Genomic DNA, 22,987 nt, shown 5'->3' with positions numbered 1-22,987 from the left:
GAATGTTGATTTCGAGGCCCGGATGAAGATGTTCGTCTCGCTATTCCAGATACGGCCTCAGCACATCTTCGATCCATTTCATGAATGCGCGGACCCGGCGCGACAGATTGCTCCGATGTGCAACGACGAGGGACACGGCGAGCGCCCGACGACGAAAGCCGGGTATGATCTCCACAAGCGCTCCACTCTCTATGTATCGGCCAATCCCCAACAGTGGCGCCTGAACCAGGCCAAGGCCGGCGAGGGCAGCGGCTTCGTAGGTCTGCGCGCTGTTGACGTGTAGCGCACCTGGCAACTGAAGCGTCGCGTAGCTGTCGCCGTCCGGATATTCCCATCCATAAGGTCTTGCGCCCAGCATCGTCGAAAAATGAATCGTCCGGTGTTCCTGACGCTGGAGATCTTCCAGCGATCGAGGGACGCCATATCGCGCCAGATAGGCGGGACTGGCGGCGTCGACCATGCGCAACCGGCCCAGTGGGCGGGCAATCAGCGTCTCGTCCCCTATGGGTCCAAGCCGCAATACACAGTCGAACCCCTCTTGAACCAGATCGACTTGCCGATCCGTACTCGATACCTCCAACTCCAGCTCGGGGTGAGACGCCATGAAATCCGGCAACGCTGGCACGATCGTTGTGCGCGCCACCTCGGTCGGAAGATCGACCCGTAAACGCCCGCGGAGCGCCACGCGCTCGCCTGCGAACATCGCGTGTAGGTCATCGACTTCCGCAAGCAGATCGCGAGCACGCGTATGAAACGCGCGTCCGTCCTCTGTCAACTGCACGCTGCGCGTCGTCCGGTGCAGGAGCCTGACCCCGACATCTTCTTCCAGCTTCCGGACCGCCGTTGAGGCCCTCCCCTTCTGGATGCCCAGGCTATCGGCCGCGCGGGTGAAGCTGCCCATTTCCGCTACCGTTATGAATATGAGAATGGGTTCGAGATTCTGCATTTTCGTGCCTCGGTATTGTTCACTGCAAAGAGAACAGCCTGTTCAATCTACCGGCGTTTATCACGACCAAGAGACACAATAAGTTTCGAGATATTGGGACCCCCAATCGGAGAACAACAAGTGTCCGAAACCGTAAATCTACATCAGGTGCCTGAAACTATGACCTTGCATCGCGCCCTGTGGGTCGGCCGGTTGATGAGCGCGTTTGTCGTCATCGCTCTGATGGCGGATGGGACTATTCAGCTGTTCGCGCCGTCGCAGATCGCGAGCATGTTGCATGAAACCGGCTTCGCGACGGAGGCGACCCGCGTCGTGGGTCCGATCATCCTCGCCTGCGCCATGCTTTACGCGATCCCGGCTACTGCCGTCCTCGGCGCGATTCTGGTGACTGGCTTTCTGGGCGGCGCCATCTGCGCCCATGTCCGCATCGGCGAGCTGGGGTCGCAGCCGGAACTCATTGCCCTGCTTCTGGGCGCGATGGCATGGGGCGGTCTCTACGTGCGCAATCCCCGTATCCGGGCGGTTCTGCCGCTCATCCGTTGAACCAACAGGGGCATTTGTTCCGTCCCTCAAGATCAGGAGAAAACGCATGTTTTTAGTAACGGGAATTACCGGAAAAGTGGGCGGCGCAACTGCGAAACGCCTCTTGGCACAAGGCAAGGAAGTACGGGCGCTCGTCCGCAATCGCGAGAAGGCGGCTAACTGGGCGGGCCAGGGCGTGGAACTGGTCGACGGGGATTGGAATGACTCGGCAGCCATCGAGCAGGCGCTCAAAGGCGTCGAAGGCGCGTTCGTCATGTTGCCGGCTGTCTGGGCGCCCTCGCCCGATTACAAAGAAGCCAAGGGCGTGATTGCAAACTATGTTGAGGCGCTCACCAAGGCAGCGCCGCCGCGAGTGGTTGCCCTTTCGTCGATGGGCGCGAACAGAACCAGCGGGCTCGGGATGATCACGGCCTTGTCGCTTCTGGAGCAAGGTTTTCGTGGCCTGACATCCCCAATGGCATTTGTGCGCGCAGGCGGCTTTTTCGAAAACTTCCTCTACGGCTTGCAGGTCGCCCAGGGCGGAACGCTGCCGGTCTACTACAATCCGACAAACCGGAAATCGACCATGGTCGCGACGAACGACATCGGCGCGGAAGTCGCAACCCTTTTGACCGGGCCAGCCTGGTCAGCACAGCGCGTCGTCGAGCTTGGTTCGATGGTCAGCGCGGATGACATCGCAGAGCAATTGGGTGACGTCCTGAATCTCGACGTGAAGGCCTTTGCAGTCCCGCGTGCGGGGTGGGCGGAAGCGTTCGAACAATTCGGCATCCCGAAGGGCCGCACCGGACCTGCCGAAGAAATGTTTGAGGCCGTGAACGCGGGATGGATGGACCTCGGAGCCGAGGATACGGAGCACGTAGCGGGTACGACGTCCGCACGCGATGTCTTCGCGGCTGCACATTCCTGTTCCTGACGAGAAATTGGCGTTCTTCAAGAGCACTGCATTATGAGTCCGGCCTCGGTCACCCCAGCTCTTGCGTTGCCATCGGGCAAAACAGCAAGGGCTCGGTCAATCCGTTTTCCCAAAATATTCTACTTTACCGAAATTCGGTTTTGTCGTATGTGTCGCCCATCCTGATCCGGTGACAAGGGGCGGTCGTACGTCGTCACGAGCCGCGGATCGGGTTGCGGTGGACGCTGAGCGGCGCCGTCGCGGATGTGAGTGGCAGGGCGGGGCAGTGGATTGAGCCGAGCCCCGTGAGCGACTTGCAAGCCGCGTGAACGAACGGCGCCTTGTCCGGCGAGGCCTTTTGGCGAAGCCGGATGCTTGCGTACGGCAAAACCGTGTGGTCCTGGCCGTCGTCGCTACGGCCAAGTTCTTGCGGAGGCGGCATGGTGTCAACCGGCGCCATGCTGGTGAATTCCGTGAGGCGAGGGAGGCCAGAAGGAATTCGGCTCCCGGGAGAGCACGGCATAAGCCGTCCAACCACTGCGCAGGGAAGGCCGTGTGTTCGGCTTCACCTGTATGCCGCTGTGCAGTTCTTGTTGCGCTACTGCGCACAGCGGACCGTGGGTGCCAGCCGGCACCCGGCCTTCCCTGCGCCCTTTCTTTCGAGAGGGCGTGAAGCGGACAGCAAAACCCGGGCGAAACGCGCCGCGGGAAGGCGAAGGCGTATCAGTGGGTCGAAATGCGTCTTAGATTTGCGGTGTCGAGCCTTGCTCGCAATGACGAGTTCTTGAGGGCGATGGTCTGGCAATCTCACAGGAGAGTGCATTGACGCGGGTTTCCGAAGCCGTAAGCAAGCCATGCTTGCGGATCCCTGCAAACGGGTTCCAGCCCGCCTCACAACTTCTCACAAGTCCAAACGAGCCTTTCGCGGCAGGCGCTGATAGTCAGTTGCGTGACCGCCAAGAAGAGCCCAACCGAGCCACGCCAGTGTCGATCTGATCTGACGACCCGGACGATCCTTAATAAGGCACCTCAAAGATGAAACAGAATATCGACCAGCATCGCCGCCAGTTCCTCGGCATCGCAGCCGGGACCGCCGCCGTCGGCCTCGGCGCGATCAACCTCGCACGCGCCGAAACGGCAGCGCCGCGCCCTTCCGCAACGAACGCATCGTTCGGCACGATCAAGCAGGTCGATGCCGGCGTGCTGAACGTCGGCTACGCCGAAGCCGGCTCCGCGACCGGACCGGTGGCGATCCTGCTCCACGGCTGGCCCTACGACATTCACAGCTTCGTCGAGGTCGCGCCGATCCTGGCGCAGGCCGGCTATCGCGTCATCATCCCGTATCTGCGCGGCTATGGCTCGACGCACTTCCTCTCCAGCGAGACCCTGCGCAACGGCGAGCCGGCCGCGCTGGCCGTCGACATCATCGCGCTGATGGATGCGCTCAACATCAAGAAGGCGGTCCTCGCCGGCTTCGACTGGGGCGCGCGCACCGCCGATATCATCGCGGCGCTGTGGCCGGAGCGTTGCCGCGCGCTGGTGTCGGTCAGCGGCTATCTGATCTCGAGCCAGGCTGCCGGGAACGCGCCGCTGCCGCCGGCGGCCGAGCTGCAATGGTGGTACCAGTTCTATTTCGCGACCGAGCGCGGTCGCGCCGGCTACGAGAAGTACACGCATGATTTCGCAAAGCTGATCTGGAAGCTGGCCTCGCCGCAGTGGAAGTTCGACGACGCCACCTTCGATCGCAGTGCGGCGGCCTTCGACAACAAGGATCATGTCGCGATCACGATCCACAATTACCGCTGGCGGCTCGGGCTCGCCAAAGGCGAAGCGAAATACGAGGAGATCGAAAAGAAGCTTGCGGCAACGCCCGTCATCGGCGTGCCGACCATCACCATGGAAGGCGACGCCAATGGCGCGCCGCATCCCGATTCCAGCGCCTATGCCAAGAGGTTCTCCGGCCGCTACGATTATCGCCTGATCACCGGCGGCATCGGCCACAATTTGCCGCAGGAGGCACCGCAGGCCTTTGCCAAGGCCGTCATCGACGTCGACGGCGGGGCATGAGGTCAGGGCAGCATCTCACTCCGCTGCCACCATCTGCTGCGTCCGCCATTGCCCGAGCAGGGCGCGCAGCGACGCCGGTTTCACCGGCTTGTTCAGCACCGCGATCTTCTCATCGCGCGCGGCCATCTGCACGGCGGGGCTGCGATCGGCGGTGATCAGGATCGCGGGAATGGTGTCGCCGAAGCGGCGGCGGATGTCGCGGATGGCGGCGATGCCGTTGCCGCGGTCGAGGTGATAGTCGACGAGTAGTCCGGTGACGCGTTGGCCCGCGGCTTCGATCGCGGCGATGGCGCCTTCGGGATCGGCGACCGCGATCACCTCGGCGTCCCAGGCCTTCAACAGGGTCCGCATGCCGTCGAGGATCGCGGCGTCGTTCTCGATGCAGACGATCAGCGCGCCGGAGATCGGCGTACGCGCCAGCGGCGTCGCGCTGGTCACGGCCGCAGTCAGCGTCACGGCCTTCGCCGTCGGGACCGTCACGGAGAACAACGATCCGCCACTCGTATTGGCGTCGATGGCAACGCCGTGGTTGAGCACGCGCGCCAGCCGCTCGACGATCGACAACCCCAGCCCCAGCCCGCGCGCGATGCGTGCGCCCTGCTCGAGGCGGTGGAATTCCTTGAAGATCTCGCCGCGCTTGGCTGAGGGAATGCCGACACCGGTGTCGTAGACGCAGATCTTGAGCGAGGGGCCTTGGCGGCGGCAGCCGACCAGCACGCGGCCGCGCGGGGTGTACTTGATAGCGTTCGAGATCAGGTTCTGCAGCAGCCGCCGCAGCAGCAGCCGGTCCGACTCGACCGGCAGCGAGCAGGGCACGAAGGTGAGGTCGAGACCCTTGGCGCGCGCGATCGGGGCGAACTCGATCTCCAGCGAGCGCATCAGATCGGCCATCTTGAAGCTCGAGATCGAGGTCGCCATCGCGCCGGAATCGAGCCTGGAGATGTCGAGCAACGCGCCGAGGATCTCCTCGATGGCTTGCAGCGATTCGTCGATGTTCTCGACCAGCCGCGTCTCCTCGCCGCTGTGCTGGCGCTCGACCAGGCTCGTGACGTAGAGCCGCGCCGCGTTCAGCGGCTGGAGAATGTCGTGGCTGGCGGCTGCAAGGAAGCGCGTCTTGGAGATGCTGGCGTCCTCCGCGCTGCTCTTGGCCAGCGCCAGCTCGGAGTTCAGCCGGGTCAGCTCCTCGGTGCGGTCGCGCACGCGCTTTTCCAGCGTCGCATTGGCGCGCTCCAGCGCCTCGGCTGCTTCGAAGGTCGGCGTGACGTCGGTGAAGGTGATGACGAAGCCGCCGCCCGGCATGCGGTTGGTCAGGATCTCGATCACCAGGTGCCGTTCCGGCAGGCGTTCGAGATAGGGCTCGCCGTCGGTGGTGTAGGCCGCGAGCCGCCGCTCCAGCATGGCCTCGCGCTCGATCGGATCGTCGGGACTGCTAACGCCCATGAATTCCAGGATCTCGCGCAACGGCGTGCCGAACTGGATGAAATGCGGGGGGACGTTGAGGAGATCGCCGAACTGGCGATTGGAGCAGATCAGCTGCAAATCAGCGTCGAGTACCGCGATGCCCTGGCGCACATGGTTGAGCGCGGTCTGCAGGATCTCGCGATTGAAGTGCAGCGCCGCATGGGAATCGTCGAGCAGCTTCAGCGCGGCCTTTGCCGAGACCGTCCGCTTGCGCAGCAGCAGCGACATCACGAGTCGCGAGGATGCAGCCCCGATCGAGGATGCGATCAGGTGCTCGGCGTATTGCAGCAACTCGAAATCGGCGGGGGCTCCGGATTCCAGCCGTACATTGCGCCGCGTCGAGAAGGCCTCGAACGAATGCCGGGCGCGGTCGGGGCCGAGATATTGCGCGACCGTGGTCTGGATGTCCTGCACCGTGATGGTGGTGCGCCAGCGGCGGAAGTTCGGGGCGATCGGGGCGAGCGTATTGGGCACGAACAGATCGGCCTGCACGAGCTCGATCGACGAGGGCTGTCGCGCCAGCGACAGCAGCACGTAGGTGAGGATGTTGAGCGAGAGCGACCAGACGACGCCGTGCATCAGCGGCGACAGATCGGCGCCGAACAGCGCCTGCGGCCGCAGCGCCTCGATGCTGAAGGGACCGTGCTGCAGCAGCAGGATGCCGGCCGTCGAGGAATCCATGAAGCTCGGAATGAACAGCGTGTAGAGCCACACGGCGAAGCCGACGAGCATGCCGCCGATGGCGCCGCGCGCGGTGGCGCGCCGCCACAACAGGCCGCCGAAGAAGGCGGGCGCGAGCTGCGCGATGGCGGCAAACGACAGGAGGCCGATCGCCGCGAGCTGGGTGTTGCCGAGCGCACGATAGTAGAAATACGCCATGACCATGATGGCGAAGATCGCGAGCCTGCGCGAGCGCAACAGGAAGTCGCCGAAATCGGTGGCCCCGGCGTGGCCGTCGGGCCGTCGTTGCAGCACCAGCGGCACCACCAGGTCGTTCGAGACCATGATCGAGAGCGCGACGCATTCGACGATCACCATCGCGGTTGCCGCCGACAGGCCGCCGACGAAGACGGCGACGCTGAGAAGTCTCGCGCCGCCCTCCATCGGCAGGGCCAGCACGTACATGTCGGAATCGACCGCGCCGAACGGGAAGCTGATGAGGCCGGCCAGCGCAATCGGGATCACAAACACATTGATGGCGACGAGATAGAGCGGAAACAGCCAGCGCGCGCGGCTGACCTCGGCATCCGAGGAGTTCTCGACCACGCTGACGTGAAACTGGCGCGGCAGCAGCATGATCGCGCACAGCGACAGCAGCGTCATGGTCAGGAAATTACCGATCGACGGCGAATAGTTGATCGCGCGTACCGCCTCCGGCGTCTTCATCGCGCGCTCGATCAATTCGTGCGGCGAGAACATCCAGAAGGTGACGAAGATGCCGGCGGTGAGGAAGGCGACGAGCTTGATGATGGATTCGGTCGCGACCGCCAGCATCAGGCCGTGCTGATGCTCGGTGGCGTCGGTCTGCCGCGTGCCGAACAGCACCGCGAAGGCCGCCATTGCCAGCGTCACCATCAGCGCCATGTCGCCGAGAATCGGGATGTGGGAGAACGCCTGGTCCTCGCTCAGAATGACTTCGAGCGACGAGGCGACCGCCTTGAGCTGGAGCGCGATGTAAGGCACCGAGCCGATGATCGCGATCAGCGCCACGGTTGCCGCCACCGCCTGGCTCTTGCCGTAGCGCGCGCCGATGAAGTCGGCGATCGATGTGATGTTGTGGGCCTTGGCAAGCTGGATCACGCGGCGGAGCACGCCGGCGCCGAGACCGATCATCAGGATCGGGCCGACATAGATCGCGAGGAAGTCGGTCGATGTGCGGGTGGCAAAGCCGACCGAGCCGAAGAAGGTCCAGGAGGTGCAGTAGATCGCCAGCGACAGCGGGTAGATCAGCCCGGACGCGCGGCCGGGGCCGGCCGGCGAGCGGCGATCGCCATGGCTCGCCACCAGGAACAGGAAGCCGATATAGCCGAAGGCGGCAGCGATCACGCCCCAGTCGTGCAGCATGGCGAGCGTGCTTCTCCCTGGGCGCTGACCGCGCCCGATCTCATTTTCACTCGCAAATCTAGCGCGTTGGCCGGGTGGTGGCGACAGCGAAATGCCGCGCCGGGGCGGGAACTGGGGTTGTCGTTAAGGTGCTCGGCGAGCTGTTGCACTCCCTCGCCCCGCTTGCGGGGAGAGGGTGGGGTGAGGGGGGCTCTCCGCGGGGACGGTGACAGTGAGACTCGCGGAGACTCCCCCTCACCCGGAATCCGCGCTTTGCGCGCATTCCGGCCTCTCCCCGCAAGCGGGGGGAAGCGAAGGACCGATCTACTCCGCCGCCAGCGACTTTTCCCGCAGCGGCAGGTCGAGGCGGTCCCACACCTGCAGCAGGGCTTCGGCGAGCCGATCGATCAGGCCGTCGTCATGGTAGGGCGACGGCGTGATGCGCAGGCGTTCGGTGCCCTTGGCCACCGTCGGATAGTTGATCGGCTGGATGTAGATGCCGTGCTCTTCGAGCAGCAAGTCGGAGGCCTGCTTGCACTTCTCGGCATCGCCGATGAACAACGGCACGATATGCGTGTCGCTCGACATCACCGGCAGACCGGCGGCATTGAGGATCGCCTTGACGCGCGCGGCGCGGTCCTGGTGGCGCTCGCGCTCCCAGCTCGAGGTCTTCAGATGCTTGATCGCAGCCGTCGCGGCCGAGCAGATCGCCGGGGGCAGCGCGGTGGTGAAGATGAAGCCCGGCGCGTAGGAGCGCACGGCGTCGATGATCTGGCCGTTGGCGGCGATGTAGCCGCCGAGGCAGCCGAACGCTTTCGCCAGCGTGCCTTCGAGGATGTCGATGCGGTGCATGACGCCGTCACGCTCGGCAATGCCGCCGCCGCGCGGGCCGTACATGCCGACCGCATGGACCTCGTCGACATAGGTCATCGCGCCATACGTCTCGGCGAGATCGCAGATCTTTGCGAGCGGCGCGACGTCGCCGTCCATGGAGTAAAGGCTCTCGCAGGCGATCAGCTTCGGCCGGTTCGGACCGGCCGCCTTCAGCAGCGCTTCGAGATCGGCGAGATCGTTGTGGCGGAACACTTGCCGCTCGCAGCCGGACTGCCGAATGCCTTCGATCATCGAATTGTGGTTGAGCTCGTCCGACAGGATCAGACAGTTCGGAATGAGCTTTGCGATCGTCGCGATGCCGGTCTGGTTGGAGACATATCCCGAGGTGAACAGCAGTGCGGCTTCCTTGCCGTGGAGGTCGGCGAGCTCGGCCTCGAGCTGCACCAGCGGATGATGCGTGCCGGCGATGTTGCGGGTGCCGCCCGCGCCGGTGCCGACTCGCGTCGCGGTCTCGACCATGGCGCCGACCACTTTCGGGTGCTGACCCATGCCGAGGTAATCGTTGGAGCACCAGATCACGACGTCGCGCTTGCCCTTGGGCGAGTGCCACAGCGCGTGCGGGAACCGGCCGGCGATGCGTTCGAGGTCGGCGAACACGCGGTAGCGGCGCTCGGTGTGGAGACGATCAAGGGCAGAGTTGAAGAACTGAGCGTAATCCATCGGGACAACCTGAGACGGAACTGGCCAAAAGGGCGCATCGTTTTAGAGCTTTTCCAGCTCTAATGTCTATGCGCTATCCCACATTTGGCCGTGAGGGGCATTTGGGCAAAATGCCCTATCGTGCGATTTGAAACTTGATCCCGATCAAGTCCGCGCGACTTGTAATGCTGCCCTGCACCATCCGTTTGCTCCCTCGCCCCGCTTGCGGGGCCGGGCTAAGACAACGCTCACGTCGTCCTGAACTGCAGCACGCCGTCCTTGGTCTCGGCCGTCAGCCGGCCCTCGACGATCATGTAGTTGACGTGGGCGACGAGCTCGCCGGCCGCAAATCCCATCTGGTGTTCGTCCAGCACATGCTTGTTGAACACGACAGGCACAAGCGCACGCGAGGTCTGCGGCACCTCGCGGCAGGCCTCCGCGATCAGACGGCAGCGTTCCTCGTGATGGTCGGCGAGCTGCTTGATGCGGGTCTTCAGTCCGTAGAACGGCACGCCATGGCCGGGCAGCACGAGCAAGTCATACGGCAGAGTGGTGGTGAGGCTTGCGAGCGAGGCGAGATATTCGCCGAGCGAATTCTGGTCGGGCTCGACCGCCCAGACGCTGACGTTCGGCGAGATCTTGCTCAACACCTGGTCGGCGGAGAGGAACAGCTTGTCGTCGGCGCAATACAGCATCACCTGGTCGAGTGCATGGCCGCCGCCGGTGATGACCTTGAAGCGGCGCGTGCCGATTACGACCTCGTCGCCATGCGAGATACGGCGGTAGGACGGCGGCAGCACCGAGACGCGCTTGAGATAATCCTGGCCGCGGCCGAGCAGCTTTTCGGTGAGCGACTCGTCCATGCCATGGCGCCGGAAGAACAGCCGCTGCGCCTCGCGCCGCTCCTCGGTACCGCGGTTCTGGTGATAGACCGATTGTAGATATTCGACCTGCGACATCACCAGCGGGCAATTGAACCGCTCGACGATCCAGCCCGCGAGACCGACATGGTCGGGGTGGGAGTGCGTGACGATCAGGCGCGTGATGTTGACGCCCTTCAGCGGTCCTTCGAACAGCTTGGTCCAGGCCTCGATCGTCTCCTCGTTGCCGAAGCCGGCGTCGACCATCGCATAGCCGTCGCCGTCGGCGAGCAAATAGATGTTCACGTGGTTGAGGCGGAACGGCAATTTCAGCCGCGCCCACAACACGCCGGGCCTGACCTCCACGACCTCTTCGGGGCCGGGATGCTGTTCCCAGGGATAGCGCAGGGCCTCGGCCGAGGACTGCACGGTGTCGGTTTTTACGTTCATGCTACCGGCTTAAACCCAGCGCGGGCGGGGCGCCAGCCGAAAAAGGACGCGAGCCTAGCTCGCATAGCGGTCATTCCGACAGTTTTCCGTAGCCCGGATGGAGCGCAGCGAAATCCGAGGACATCGCCGCAAGCGTGAACGCCCCGGATTGCGCTCCGCTCCATCCGGGCTACGGGTCGGCGACCTACGCAGCCCGCATGTTGTTGAGGAACGCGTCGATCTCGCCGCGCAGCATGTCGGCCTCGCGTCGGAGCGCGTCGGAGGCACTCAGCACTTCGGTCGCCGCAGCGCCGGCCTCGGCCGAGGCCGTGGAGACACCGACGATGTTGCTGGAGACCTCGCTGGTGCCCCCGGCCGCGTGCTGGATGTTGCGGGCGATCTCGCGGGTGGCCGCGCCTTGTTCCTCGACTGCCGCCGCGATCGTCGTCGTGACGTTGTCGATCTCGCCGATGATCCGGCCGATGCCCTGGATGGCGCCGACCGCCGAGGTTGTGGCCTGCTGCATGCTGGCGATCTGGGTTCGGATCTCCTCCGTTGCCTTCGCGGTCTGGCTCGCGAGGCTCTTCACCTCCGAAGCAACCACTGCGAAGCCGCGGCCGGCCTCGCCCGCGCGCGCCGCCTCGATGGTGGCGTTGAGCGCGAGCAGATTGGTCTGCGACGCAATCGTCTGGATCAGGTCGACCACGACGCTGATGCGGCTCGCGCCGTCGGCCAGGCTCTGCACCGTGCTGTCGGTGGCGCCGGCCTCATCCACCGCCTTCTTGGCGATCGCAGCCGAGGTCACGACCTGCTTGCTGATCTCCTCGATCGAGGACGACAGCTGCTCGGTGCCGGACGACACGGTCTGCACATTGACCGAGGTCTCCTCGGCGGCGGAGGCGACTGCGTTCACCAGCGCATTGGACTGATCCGCGGTGTTCGACATGCTCTGCGCGGTCGCCTGCATCGAATTGGCCGATTGCGCCAGATTGTCGAGCGCGGTGCGCACCGTGCGCTCGAACTCCGCAATCTTCGCCTCCATATGCGCGGCACGCTCGGCCTTGATGACGCGATCCTTGTCCTGCTCGCCGGCAAGCGCCCGGGCCTCGATCATGCTGTCGCGGAACACCGTCAGCGTTTCCTTCATCACGCCGATCTCGTCGTTCTGCCGGGAGCGGACGATCTCGGTATCGAGGTCGCCGGCCGAGAGCAGCTGCATCGCGCGCTGAAGCTCACGGATGCGGCGCAGGATGTTGCGGCCGACATACAGCCAGACGAACAGCGCCGAGCCGACCAAGGTGAGCCCGCCGAGCGCCAGCATTGCGGTCGTGGCAAGCGAAATCTCCTGGCGCGCCTGGAACGTCGATGCGTTGGTCTCCTTCTGCACGCCATCGACCAGCTGCTGTACGCTGATGCCGAGGCCGACATTGAGCTTGCGGGTCTCGTCCAAAATGGTCTGGCCGTAGTCGATGGAGTCGAGCTCCTTCTGGCGGATCTTGAAGACGCCGGTCTTGCCCTCGCCAAAGGCGAACAGCTTCTGCACGGCGTCGCGCACGGCCTGCATCGAGGGAATGTTCGGGATGTCCTCGAGGTTGGACTTGACGCGGTCGCGTGTCGTCTTGAATTCCTTCTCGATCGCTTCGAGCGTATCGCTGCTGTTGGCCGAGAGTGCCGCCATCATGTCGGCGGCCATCAGATTGCCATTGGCGGAGACGGTCGAGACCTGGGCGACGGTGCGGGCGGCCTCGGTGGCATCATCGGCCGACACGTCCGCCGCGCCGAGGATCGCGTTGAGGCGCGTCTGCGCATCCAGCATGGCCGGGCCTGCGGCGCCGACGAAGGAGATCTGGGCCTTGCGCAGTGCTTCATACTGCTTGTCGTGGAGCGCGCCGGTGTCGAGTCGTTCGCGCGCCGCCGACACGAGGCTCTGCGTGGCATCGTCGATGCTCTTGGCGGTGTCGCGGAGCGCGTTCGCAGTCTGCTGGTCGGCGCCGAGCTCGATGATCTCACCGAGCTTGGCCATCGCCTGTTGCTGGATGTCCTTCACGTTCTTGGTGCGCTCGTTCAAAGCATCATCGCTGGGCGAAGCGAGCAGGCCCGGGCCCTGCGCTGCGAGCGTCGCGCTCTGCGAGGCGAGCTGAAGGCTGGCGGAAAGACGCGGGATATCGCGGCCGCTCAGGTCCATCATGGTCGATCCGAGATGGTTGAACACGAAGCCGGCGCCGGCTGCGATCACGAGGCCCATGCCCGCGATCACGGCGAAAGCCGCGAACAGGCTGCCGCGCAGGCCCCATTTCGGCATTTTGAAGCGCGGCTTGAAACGGCCAAGGACACGGCCAATACCCAGACGGATCGCCATCGAAATTCCCCCACACCCGTAATCTTATGTTTTCGACACGGAGTATCCCTGCAGCGGGTTAAAAAATCGCAAGTTGCACAATTGCTTGGCTAGTTCCGCAGAGCGAAAAATGAAAGGGCCGGCAACGATGCCGGCCCTTGATTGTGAAGAGTTTTTTCCGGCGCGATCAGTAGCGCGCGACCATCGGGCTCGCCCAATTGAAGCGGTAGTTGACGCCGGCCTTGAAGGTGTGATCGTCGGTGGTGAAGTTGCCGGTGCCTACCAGTGGGCCTGCGGTGAAGTGCGCGTCGCCGAAATTGTAGTACTGGTACTCGGCCTTGGCCGACCAGTTCGGGGCGAACATGTATTCGAGGCCGGCGCCGACGGTGTAGCCGTTGCGATGATCGCCATCGATGATGAAGCCGGTCGGCACGCCGCCGATCGTCACTTTCTCGTTGTTGTCCGAATAGGCGTAACCGCCCTTCACGTAGACCAGGCCCGGGCCCCAGGTGTAGCCGAGACGGCCGGTGATCGAGCCGAGGCCGCGCTGGTCGTTGGTGTAGGCCACGCCGCCCGGGAACACCGCGCCGACATTGCCGGAAAGCCAGGAATATTGGGCCTCAGTGCCGACCACGAAGTTCGGGTTGACCTGCCAGTCCGCACCGGCCTGCAGACCGCCGAGGAAACGGCCATTGCCGTTGTTGCCGGTGGAGAGGCCGTTGAAATTGTTGTCGCTGGAGAACGCGCCGCCGACATGCGCACCGATGTAGAATCCGGTCCAGTTGTAGATCGGCGCGGCATAGGCCGGCGCCTTGTTGTAATAGGGGCGGGCGCCGAGATCGGCACCGACTGCCGGCGCAGCCGCGCCCACCGAGAGCAGTGCAACGGTCGCAAACAGAATCTTCTTCATCGTCCAAACTCCAAACACATGGTCCCCGGCAGGCGCGCTGTCCGCGCCGTCGTTGGTTTTGCAGATAGCTTGCTTTTGACTAAAATGCTGTCACATGCATGGCACAGCGACCTCCGATGGCCTCAAAACGTTGCGCGTGCCTAACGCGGAGTTAATGAGCGGTGAAGCCCAGGGAGCAGTGAAGAAAGCCTTAACCCCGTCGAGCACCGCAGTTTTCCGGTCGTCAAGGCTAACGCCGCATTAACGCAAGCGTGGAACTCTTCCGGCTGCGCAGAGGCAATGCGTCGTCCGGATGTTTTGTCCGCGACAGCACTTTTGGGGACGAGCATGTTCAAGGGACGCTTTACAAATCAGGCCTTGCTTCGCAAGGCCGAGTGGCTCGACACGCTGTCGCTACATTGCGGCGTCGGATTGTGGGACGCAATCTTCCATGAAGGCGATGCGATGCACGCTAAGGCGCAGTGGACCTGGTCGTCCGAGTTCCGGCGCCTCCTCGGCTTCAAGACGGAGGCCGAATTCCCCAACGTCGTGCAATCCTGGTCGGACCGCCTTCACCCGGACGATGTCGCCCCCACATTTGCCGCCTTCGGCTCGACCTGCCAAACCGGGATCGGCTACGACGTGAAGTATCGTTTGAAAGCCCGGGACGGAAGTTATCGCTGGTTCCGGGCAACCGGCGGCGTCGTGCTCGACGAGAATCGCAAGCCGCGACGCGCCTGCGGATCATTGGTCGAAATCGATGGGCTGATGAAGGGGGATGAAGAAAAGAAATTGCTGCTTCGCAAGCTGGCCGTCGATTTCGAAGATGTCATCGGCAAGATCGTGGCGACCGTCTCCTCCGCCTCGTCGGAGCTCGAGAACTCGGCGACCGGATTGACCGCCACGGCCCAACGCTCGCAACGCTTGACAGCCACCGTCGCGGGAGCTTCCGAGGAAGCTTCGAACAACGTTCAATCGGTCGCTTCGTCCGCCGAGGAATTGTCATCCTCTGTCAGGGAAATCAGCCGGCAGGTGCAGGAATCGGCTCGCATCGCCAATGAGGCGGTCGGGCAGGCACGCAAGACCACCGATCGCGTCAGCGAATTGTCCAAGGCGGCGGCCCGCATTGGTGACGTTGTCGAGCTGATCAACAGCATCGCCGGCCAGACCAATTTGCTGGCGTTGAACGCGACCATCGAGGCCGCGCGCGCCGGCGAGGCCGGCCGCGGCTTCGCCGTGGTCGCTTCCGAGGTGAAGGCGCTGGCCGAGCAGACGGCAAAGGCTACAGGTGAAATCGGTCAGCAGATCAGTGGCATCCAGGCCGCAACGCAGGAGTCGGTCGGCGCCATCGGAGAGATCAGCGGAACAATCGAGAGGCTGTCGGAAATTGCCTCGGCCGTTGCTGCTGCCGTTGAAGAGCAAGGCACGGCGACGCAGGAGATTTCCCGCCACGTCCAGCAGGCGGCAGAGGGCACGCAGCGGGTCTCCGCCAATATCCTGGATGTGCAGCGCGGAACCACAGATACCGGTTCGGCGTCCTCCCAAGTCTTTTTGGCGGCAAAGTCGCTGTCGGGCGAAAGCCAACGCCTGAGGGACGAGGTGAGCCGGTTCCTGAAGACGGTGCAGTCTGCCTGATTTGACTCGGCGGCGTCGACGGCGTGCCGAGTTGCGCCGTGATTGACGACACCGGGTAGCCTCAACCAAGACGCCGCCGAACCTCCTCGCGCATCTGGGCGCGGAAGGCCGCGCGCTTTGCGGGTCGGTCTTCCTCACGCACGTCGTGGCGATCGAAAATGTCGAACTTCTCCAGGATCGGATAGCGCTCGCTTGCCATCGCCAGCACGCGCAGCACCTTGGTCGCGGCGAGCGTCGGTCCGCTCACCTCCCAGCGCCGGATCGTGTCGGCGCCACCCTTCTCAGGCAATGCGCACAGCTTCGCCATGTCGGCCGCGGTGAGCTTGCGCTCGATGGCCTCGGAGAGGTCGTCACGGAGTTGCTTCAGTTCGGGGCCGGTCATGTCACCTCAATCCGCGAAGTCGTCGAAGCGAGTGCAGTAGCGCTGATTCGGGTCCATCCGAAGGCGGCCATGATCGTGGTAATATCTCCGCCCCGGTCGAGCGTCAGCGAGGGGAATTCCATGCCCGTGTTCAAGCTGCCCCTGTCGGGGGATGTCGTTCAGTCGATTTATCCGCCCACCGGTGAATTGGGTCGCCACCGTGAAGGAGCGCCATAGCCGCAAGGCCAGCCGTCCGCGGCGGCGCTGATCGCGCCACCGCCTGCGCTCCCGTACATGTCGCGGCACACGGAGTTGTAAGCCTGTGGTGTATTGAAACGGTCTGACCAACGAACGACTTGTAAGGGGGCAAGCAACGAGAGGAACAGCCATGACAAGAACCAAGCTCTCTATTGCGGCACTTGTCGCTGTCGGGCTGGCGGCGGCGCCCTTCGCGGCCGAAGCGAAGGGGCACAGATCCAGCAGGCACATCAGCACGACCGTGCCGGCCACAACCTATGGAAGCCCTGGAGTGACCGCGACGCAGCCCAGGACTTATGGAAGTTCGGGACAGTCGATCGGAACGGTCACGGCGCCATCGATCGGAACGTATAATTGGCCGTCGGTCGGCGTAACCAATGCAGTCCCGACCTGGAGCAATACGAACCCGCCCGTCAGGTAGGGAGCCTCCAATATCATGCGCCCCTGCTGCCCTGTTGGCCGATCACGCAGCGCCATCCCGCCAGCCGCTCGGCCGGATGCTGGTTCATCCATTCGGCGAGCTGCGGCGCGCCCATCATGCAGGACTGCATCGAGACGTCGGCGAAGTCCGACGTGGTGACGATCTGCTCGTGGCAATTCGCCGGCGAGGCAAGGCTGCAGAGCACGGCTATGATCTTGATCACGCGAGGTTGCCCCCGTCGCCGCGACGGATATTCGTTCCGTCCGGCTGCTCGCTGACCGGATCCGCCGGCGGGAAGATGCTGTCGTAGATTGCGCGGGCCTCCTGGATAAGGCGGATACGCTCGCGATCGGACTTCGAGACAAACTGAATAACCTGGCCCATGTCGGCTCCGTTGGATCGGTGATCCGTTTTAAAATGATGATAATCATTCAATAGGGATGTAGGGGACGACATTCGGGTTTGCAGCTATGAGTTCGGTCATGCGGGATAAAAAGCCCGTGACTGCTCCGATGCGGGGGGCGGAACGGGATACCGGAGTGAAGCGTCTGCCTCGTGCCGCGGCGCGCGCTCACCGGGGCCGGGCCGGAGCCGTTCGTCGCAGCATCGTGATGGAATGTCAGGACCCGCGGTGTGTGCATGTTACGGCACATTTTCGCGCGCGTGGCGTTGTCCGTAGGTTCAGTTCACGAGCGGTTCGCCCCAGCGCCGGCCGATGCGGCTGAGGGATAGTACCAAAAGGATCAGCCATGACGAGAACGAGACGCTCCATTGTTGCACTTGTCGCTCTCGGATTTGCGGCGACGCCATTTGCTGTGAGCGCACAGACGTCCGGGACGGGTACACAAGGCAGCACGAGCGTGCGCCCCGGAGCACCGGCACAGCAAGGCACTTATGGAAGTTCCGGACAGACTGTCGGGACGGTTACCGCGCCGTCGATCGGAACGTCCAACCAACCTTCCGTCGGTGTGACTAACTCAGTCCCCACCTGGAAAAACACGAATCCTCCGGCCAAGCAGTAACCGCGCTGACCTCACGCCGCCGGCGCGCGCTCCTTCTGTCCCGGCACCGCCGCGAGCAGTTCGCGGGTGTAGGGGTGCTCTGGCGCGGCAAAGAGCTGCGCGGTCGCCTTCAGCTCGACGATCGCGCCACGCTGCATCACTGCGATGCGGTCGCAGATCTGGGCGGCGACGCGCAGATCATGGGTGATGAACAGCATCGACAGGCCGAGGCGCGTCTTGATATCTCCAAGCAATCTCAGCACCTGCGCCTGCACGGAGACGTCGAGCGCGGACACGGCTTCATCGGCGACGATGATCTCCGGCTCGAGCGCGAGCGCGCGTGCAATGCCGACACGCTGGCGCTGACCACCGGAGAACTCGTGCGGGTAGCGGTCGAGCGCGCCCGCGTCGAGACCGACCATTCTCAGGAGATCGCGCGCGCGGTCGAACGCGACCTTCGGGGCAGTGCCGGCCGCGATCGGGCCGTCGGCGATGATGTGGCCGATCTTGCGGCGCGGATTGAGCGAGGCGAACGGATCCTGAAAGATCATCTGGATGCGGTGGCGCTCGGCGCGCAGCGCCCTGCCGGAAAGCTGTGTGAGATCGGTGTCGCCGATCCGCACCGTGCCGCGGTCGGCTTCGATCAGCCGCATCACGAGGCGCGCCACCGACGATTTGCCGGAGCCGGATTCGCCGACGAGGCCGAGCGTCTCGCCCTTCAGGATGTTGAAATTGACCTCGCGCGCCGCATCGACGCGGCGATCCTCGCGAAACCAGCCGCCTGAGGTGACGTAGGTCTTGTCGAGGCCGATCACCTCGACCGCCCTGGCCTGATGATCGAGAGGCGCGCGCGCCGGCGGGTGCATCGACGGTACGGCGGCGAGCAGCGCTTTGGTGTAATCGTGCTGCGGTTCGTTGAAGACCACCGCGGCGGGGCCCTCCTCGACGACCTTGCCGTGCCTGAGCACCACGACCTGGTCGGCGATGTCGGCGACCACGCCGAAATCATGCGTGATGAACATCACCGCCATGTTGCGGTTGCGCTGCAGGTTGCGGATCAGTTTCAGGATCTGCGCCTGCGTCGTGACATCGAGCGCGGTGGTCGGCTCGTCCGCGACCAACACGGCCGGCTCGAGCGCGAGCGCCATCGCGATCATGGCGCGCTGGCGCTGGCCGCCGGAGAGCTGGTGCGGATAGGCGCGCACGATGCGTTCGGGGTCGGGCAGGCCGACCTCGCGCGCCAGCGACAATGCCTTGGCGCGGCGCTCCCTGGGCGTCAGCAGATCGTGCGCCTCGAACATCTCCACCATCTGGTCCCCGATCCGCATCAACGGATTGAGCGCGGTCATCGGCTCCTGGAAGATCATCGCGAGGCGGCGGCCACGCAAATCGCGCCAATTGTCGTCATCGAGCTTGAGCAGGTCGCAGCCTTCGAACTGGATCTCGCCTGATGTGACCGACACCGTGTCGGGCAAGAGACCCATCAGCGCATGCGCGCACATCGACTTGCCGGAGCCGGATTCGCCGACGACGCAGACGATCTTGCCGGGCCGCAGATCCAGCGAGACGCCGTCGACGGCGAACGGACGCTCGGCGCCTTTGGGCAGCGCGAGCCGCAGATTCTTGATCGAGACGGCGGGCGGGGCGGTCATCGTCAGCGTCCTTCCCGCGACAGACGCGGATTGAGCGCGTCGTTGAGGCCTTCGCCGATCAGGTTCAGCCCGAGCACCGAGATTAGGATCGCGACGCCGGGAAACACGGTGATCCACCAGGCCTGGCGGATCACGGTGCGGCCGGCGCCGACCATGTAACCCCAGGAGATCAGATTGGGATCGCCGAGGCCGAGAAACGACAGCGACGATTCCAGCAGGATCGCGGTTGCCACCATCAGCGAGGCCAGCACGATCACCGGCGACAGCGCATTGGGCAGGATCTCGCGCAAAATGATCCAGGTGTTGCTCTGGCCCGTGACCACGGCGGCCTGGACATACTCACGTGTGCGCAGCGACAGCACCTCGCCGCGCACGAGGCGCGCAACCGGCGGCCAGCTCACCACCGCGATCGAGGCCACGATCGAGTAGATCGAGGGTTGCAGGATCGCGACCAGCACGATCGCGAGCGCGAAGCTCGGGATGGTCTGGAAGAACTCGGTGAAACGCATCAGGGCGTCGTCGACCTTGCCGCCGAAATAGCCGGCCATGGCGCCGATGGGCACGCCGACCACCAGCGCGACCAGCGTCGAGACGAGCCCGACAAGCAAGGAGACGCGTGCGCCAAAAATCATGCCGGCGAACACGTCCCGGCCGAGCGCGTCGGTGCCGAGCGGCACGGTCGAGAGCGTGAAGGGCGGCAGGAACGGCCGCTGCACCATGCGCCATGGCGAATTCGGGAACAGCATCGGCCCGAACACCGCGATCCCGATCGCGAGCAGCAGGATGACGAGCCCGATGACGCCACTCGGGCTCCGCAGCATCGATTTCCAGAACTGTTTCATGCGGCGAATTCGATGCGTGGGTCGACCAGGCGATAGACGAGGTCGGTGATGAGGTTGAAGATCAGCACCATGATCGAGCAGGTCACGAAGACGCCGAGCAGCAGATTGTAGTCGCGCTGCAGCAGCGCGTCGTACATCAGCCGCCCGATGCCGGGCCAGGCGAACACGGTCTCGGTGATGACGGCGCCGCCGATCAGCGTGCCGGCATGCACGCCGGCGAGCGTCACCACCGGCAGCAGCGCGTTGCGCAGCACATGGCGTCGCTGGATCACGGCATCGCTGAGGCCCTTGGCGCGCGCGGTCTTGACGAAGTCGAGCCGCTTCACCTCCAACATCGAGGCGCGCGTCATGCGGGTGTAGGTCGCCATGAAGAACAAGCCGAGCGTCATCGCCGGCATGATCAGGTGCGCGCCGACGTCGACGACATGAGCAAGCCCGGTGTAGTTGGCGCCGACGGTCTCGTAGCCGAAGCTCGGCAGCCAATCCACGGTGACCGAGAACAACAGGATTCCCATCAGCGCCACCCAGAAGATCGGCATGGCGTAGAAGATCAGCGCAAAGATCGTGATGGCGGTGTCGAGGAAGGTCCCTGCAAAACGCGCGGCGAAGGTGCCGAAGAGAACGCCGAGCGCGAGCGAGATCGCGAACGCGGTGAGCGTCAACAGCAGCGTCGCCGGCAGCCGTTCCGCGATCAGCTTCGCCACCGGTGCCTGCTGGCGGAAAGAGAAGCCGAGATCGAAGGTCGCGATGCCCTTGACGTAGATGAACAGCTGCTCGGGCAACGGCTTGTCGAGGCCGAATTTTTCCCGGAGTTGTTGAACGAAGACCTGGTCGCTGGCCCCGGCCTCGCCCGCCATCACGACAGCGGGGTCGCCGGGCGCAAGCCGGATCAGGAAGAAGTTGAGGACGACGATCGCAAGCAGGACGATCACGCCCTTCACGACACGCTGAGCAACGAAGGAGAGCATCTTAGATTCGTTTGCCAGTTGGTTGAGGCGGTCTCGCCGCGAGGAGCACCTCTCCCCGATGGGGAGAGGTCGCGCCAAAGGCGCGGGTGAGGGGGATCTGGTCCCACGAGGGAGTGCAACCCCTCACCCGGATCGCATCCGACGATGCGATCCGACCTCTCCCTATGGGAGAGGTGGGCGCCGCCGATGCCTCAGCGTCTCGATACGATTTCATCGTGAAACCAGTTCGTAGCCTTGGAGCGACACCGTGGCGTTAGGTGGCCGCGGTTGCATGCAGCCCTCACTTGTCGAGCCATGCGTCCTTGAAGCCGTCATTGACCCCGATCGCGGTCGTGATCAGGTTCTTGACCTTGCAGCGCGTGATGGTCGGGAATTGCAATTCCAGCATCCAGGCCACCGGCACGTCGTCGACCAGAATCTTCTGCGCTTTCTCGTAGATCTCCTTGCGCTTGGAATCCGGGGTTGCGACCGCGCCGTCGGCGAACAGCTTGTCGATATCGGGATTCGAATAGCCCTCGACGTTGTTGAACACCTGGCCCTTGGCAATGGCGCTGGAGACGTAGTTGCGGCCGACGCCGAGCGCGGGATCGCCGTACTGGTAGAGATAGGTGAAGGCGATGTCGTAGTCCCAGTCGCCGATCTTCTGGTTGCCGCCGGCGACGTCGGTCGAGATCGTCTCGATGTTCATGCCGACGTCGATGAGGTTCTGCTTCACGGCTTCACCCCAGCGCTGCCAGGTCTCGCCATAGGCGAGCGGCAACATCCGGATCTTCTCGCCCTTGTAGCCGGCTTCCTTCAGCAGCGCCTTGGCCTTGGCCGGGTCGTAGGGGTATTTCGGCACGTCGCCGGTGTAGTACTTGATGGTCGAGGCCGACGGACCGGTCGCGACCTTGCCGAGCCCGTTCCAGATCACGTCCTTGGCGAAGTCGCGGTCGATCGCATACATGATCGCCTGCCGCACCCGCTTGTCCGCGAGCGGACCCTGCCGGTTGTTCAGCCACAGCCAGGCCAGCGGCGAGAAGAACTCCCAGCCGGCGCCGGTGACGCAGGTGTCCTTCAGCTTGGACAGCCGCGGCACATCGAAATTCTCGACCGAACCGCCGGGCAGCACGTCGACCTTGCCGGTCTCATACGCCACCGATCGCGCAGCCGCGTCGGGAATGATCTGCCAGTAGATCTCGTCGATATAGGGTTTGCCCTTCTCGTAATAGTTCGGATTCTTGACCAGCCGGATAAACGAGCCCTTCTGCCATTCCTTGAACATGAAGGGGCCGGTGCCGACCGGCGCGTTGTTGTAGGGATTGGTCTTCCAGTCGGTGCCTTCATAGAGATGCTTCGGCACCATCGGCATCGATCCGACCTCGAAGATGCCGAGGAACGGGCCGAATGGCTGCTTCAGCGTGAACACCACGGTGTAGTCGTCGGGCGCCTCGACCTTGTCGACCTGCATCAAATTGGCGCGTGCGCGCGCGTGCGTCTGCTTCAGCATCTCGATCGAGAACAGCACGTCGGCGGCGGTGAAGGGCTTGCCGTCATGCCAGGTCACGCCCTTCCTGAGCTTGAAGGTGTAGGTCTTGGCGTCCTCGCTGACGCTCCAGCTCTCGGCGAGCTCGGGTTGCGGCTCGAGCTTGGGGCTGTAGCGCAGCAGGCCCTCGAAAATGTTGCCCGAGACCATCTGGGTCGGGCCGTTCTGGATCATCGCAAGCATCAGGCCGGGCGGCTCGGGCTGGATCACCGCATTGATCGTGCCCCCCATTTTCGCCTCTTGCGCCAGCGCCGAGGCCGTGAGGCCGCAAGCCAGGAGGAGACCAAGCAACACTCGTTTCGACATGTCGTATCTTTCTCAAG

The 22,987-nt window shown here is 64.0% G+C and carries 18 protein-coding genes and 2 pseudogenes; 7 read left to right on the top strand and 13 right to left on the bottom strand.

The window, feature by feature from the left end:
* Positions 1 to 40: 40 nt before the first annotated feature.
* Entirely contained in the window at positions 41 to 946 is a 906-nt protein-coding gene (locus tag JJE66_RS07945) for a LysR substrate-binding domain-containing protein (RefSeq protein ID WP_200513662.1), read from the bottom strand.
* A gap of 120 nt (positions 947 to 1,066) precedes the next feature.
* On the opposite strand from JJE66_RS07945, the gene JJE66_RS07940 reads away from it, so the two are divergent.
* From JJE66_RS07940 to JJE66_RS07930, 3 genes are all read left to right on the top strand, one after another.
* Positions 1,067 to 1,489, top strand: a complete 423-nt coding sequence (locus tag JJE66_RS07940) for a DoxX family protein (RefSeq protein WP_200513660.1) — start codon at positions 1,067 to 1,069, stop codon at positions 1,487 to 1,489.
* A gap of 46 nt (positions 1,490 to 1,535) precedes the next feature.
* Positions 1,536 to 2,402, top strand: coding sequence for an NmrA family NAD(P)-binding protein (locus tag JJE66_RS07935; protein WP_200513659.1), 867 nt, complete (start codon positions 1,536 to 1,538; stop codon positions 2,400 to 2,402).
* Between the two features lie 1,014 nt (positions 2,403 to 3,416).
* Positions 3,417 to 4,448 carry an alpha/beta fold hydrolase gene (locus tag JJE66_RS07930; protein WP_200513658.1) on the top strand — a complete coding sequence of 344 codons (1,032 nt, stop codon included), beginning with the start codon at positions 3,417 to 3,419 and terminating at the stop codon, positions 4,446 to 4,448.
* 15 nt (positions 4,449 to 4,463) lie between these two features.
* Here JJE66_RS07930 and JJE66_RS07925 read toward each other — a convergent pair whose 3' ends face one another.
* The 5 genes from JJE66_RS07925 to JJE66_RS07905 all read right to left on the bottom strand — a co-directional run bounded on the left by JJE66_RS07925 (position 4,464) and on the right by JJE66_RS07905 (position 14,022).
* Positions 4,464 to 7,973, bottom strand: coding sequence for a hybrid sensor histidine kinase/response regulator (locus JJE66_RS07925; RefSeq protein ID WP_200513657.1), 3,510 nt, complete (start codon positions 7,971 to 7,973; stop codon positions 4,464 to 4,466).
* Positions 7,974 to 8,276: 303 nt separating this feature from the next.
* On the bottom strand, positions 8,277 to 9,506 hold the full coding sequence (gene hemA, locus JJE66_RS07920; protein WP_200513656.1) for a 5-aminolevulinate synthase: 1,230 nt from the start codon (positions 9,504 to 9,506) through the stop codon (positions 8,277 to 8,279).
* A 227-nt stretch (positions 9,507 to 9,733) separates the two neighbouring features.
* Positions 9,734 to 10,795, bottom strand: a complete 1,062-nt coding sequence (locus JJE66_RS07915; RefSeq protein WP_200513655.1) for an MBL fold metallo-hydrolase — start codon at positions 10,793 to 10,795, stop codon at positions 9,734 to 9,736.
* A 184-nt stretch (positions 10,796 to 10,979) separates the two neighbouring features.
* Positions 10,980 to 13,133, bottom strand: coding sequence for a methyl-accepting chemotaxis protein (locus tag JJE66_RS07910; RefSeq protein ID WP_200513654.1), 2,154 nt, complete (start codon positions 13,131 to 13,133; stop codon positions 10,980 to 10,982).
* Positions 13,134 to 13,299: 166 nt separating this feature from the next.
* A complete protein-coding gene (locus tag JJE66_RS07905) occupies positions 13,300 to 14,022 on the bottom strand; it encodes an outer membrane protein (RefSeq protein WP_200513653.1) in 723 nt (240 codons plus the stop codon).
* Between the two features lie 279 nt (positions 14,023 to 14,301).
* Between JJE66_RS07905 and JJE66_RS38610 the strand changes: the two are divergent.
* Both JJE66_RS38610 and JJE66_RS07900 read left to right on the top strand, forming a co-directional pair.
* Positions 14,302 to 14,730 (top strand): annotated as a pseudogene (locus tag JJE66_RS38610) (PAS domain-containing protein); the annotation flags it as partial.
* Positions 14,731 to 14,805: 75 nt separating this feature from the next.
* Positions 14,806 to 15,636, top strand: a pseudogene (locus tag JJE66_RS07900) (methyl-accepting chemotaxis protein); the annotation flags it as partial.
* A gap of 61 nt (positions 15,637 to 15,697) precedes the next feature.
* Here the strand turns inward: JJE66_RS07900 and JJE66_RS07895 are convergent.
* Entirely contained in the window at positions 15,698 to 16,018 is a 321-nt protein-coding gene (locus tag JJE66_RS07895; RefSeq protein WP_200513643.1) for a hypothetical protein, read from the bottom strand.
* 367 nt (positions 16,019 to 16,385) lie between these two features.
* Here JJE66_RS07895 and JJE66_RS37920 point away from each other — a divergent pair, with 367 nt between their 5' ends.
* Positions 16,386 to 16,676 carry a hypothetical protein gene (locus tag JJE66_RS37920; protein WP_246756130.1) on the top strand — a complete coding sequence of 97 codons (291 nt, stop codon included), beginning with the start codon at positions 16,386 to 16,388 and terminating at the stop codon, positions 16,674 to 16,676.
* 13 nt (positions 16,677 to 16,689) lie between these two features.
* On the opposite strand, the gene JJE66_RS07890 is transcribed toward JJE66_RS37920, so the two are convergent.
* Together JJE66_RS07890 and JJE66_RS07885 are read right to left on the bottom strand one after the other, a co-directional pair.
* Complete coding sequence (locus JJE66_RS07890; RefSeq protein WP_200513642.1) at positions 16,690 to 16,899, bottom strand: hypothetical protein; 210 nt, start codon at positions 16,897 to 16,899, stop codon at positions 16,690 to 16,692.
* Positions 16,896 to 17,060 (bottom strand): hypothetical protein, encoded by a 165-nt coding sequence (locus JJE66_RS07885; RefSeq protein WP_200513640.1) that lies wholly within the window; start codon positions 17,058 to 17,060, stop codon positions 16,896 to 16,898. The genes JJE66_RS07890 and JJE66_RS07885 overlap by 4 nt, the downstream gene beginning before the upstream one ends.
* Positions 17,061 to 17,425: 365 nt before the next feature.
* Here JJE66_RS07885 and JJE66_RS37915 point away from each other — a divergent pair, with 365 nt between their 5' ends.
* Complete coding sequence (locus JJE66_RS37915) at positions 17,426 to 17,698, top strand: hypothetical protein (RefSeq protein WP_246756129.1); 273 nt, start codon at positions 17,426 to 17,428, stop codon at positions 17,696 to 17,698.
* 11 nt (positions 17,699 to 17,709) lie between these two features.
* Here JJE66_RS37915 and JJE66_RS07880 read toward each other — a convergent pair whose 3' ends face one another.
* The 4 genes from JJE66_RS07880 to JJE66_RS07865 all read right to left on the bottom strand — a co-directional run bounded on the left by JJE66_RS07880 (position 17,710) and on the right by JJE66_RS07865 (position 22,970).
* Positions 17,710 to 19,329: an ABC transporter ATP-binding protein gene (locus JJE66_RS07880; protein WP_200513638.1), complete on the bottom strand. Its 1,620-nt coding sequence runs from the start codon at positions 19,327 to 19,329 to the stop codon at positions 17,710 to 17,712.
* Positions 19,330 to 19,331: 2 nt separating this feature from the next.
* A complete protein-coding gene (locus tag JJE66_RS07875; RefSeq protein ID WP_200513636.1) occupies positions 19,332 to 20,171 on the bottom strand; it encodes an ABC transporter permease in 840 nt (279 codons plus the stop codon).
* A complete protein-coding gene (locus JJE66_RS07870) occupies positions 20,168 to 21,139 on the bottom strand; it encodes an ABC transporter permease (RefSeq protein ID WP_200513634.1) in 972 nt (323 codons plus the stop codon). Before JJE66_RS07870 ends, JJE66_RS07875 begins: the two co-directional genes overlap by 4 nt.
* Positions 21,140 to 21,419: 280 nt before the next feature.
* Positions 21,420 to 22,970, bottom strand: a complete 1,551-nt coding sequence (locus JJE66_RS07865) for an ABC transporter substrate-binding protein (protein WP_200513633.1) — start codon at positions 22,968 to 22,970, stop codon at positions 21,420 to 21,422.
* Positions 22,971 to 22,987: the final 17 nt, after the last annotated feature.

Source organism: Bradyrhizobium diazoefficiens (genome assembly GCF_016612535.1).
GTDB lineage: Bacteria > Pseudomonadota > Alphaproteobacteria > Rhizobiales > Xanthobacteraceae > Bradyrhizobium > Bradyrhizobium diazoefficiens_C.
Note: the sequence above shows the minus strand (reverse complement) of the source record. Positions and strands in the feature narration are given on the sequence as shown.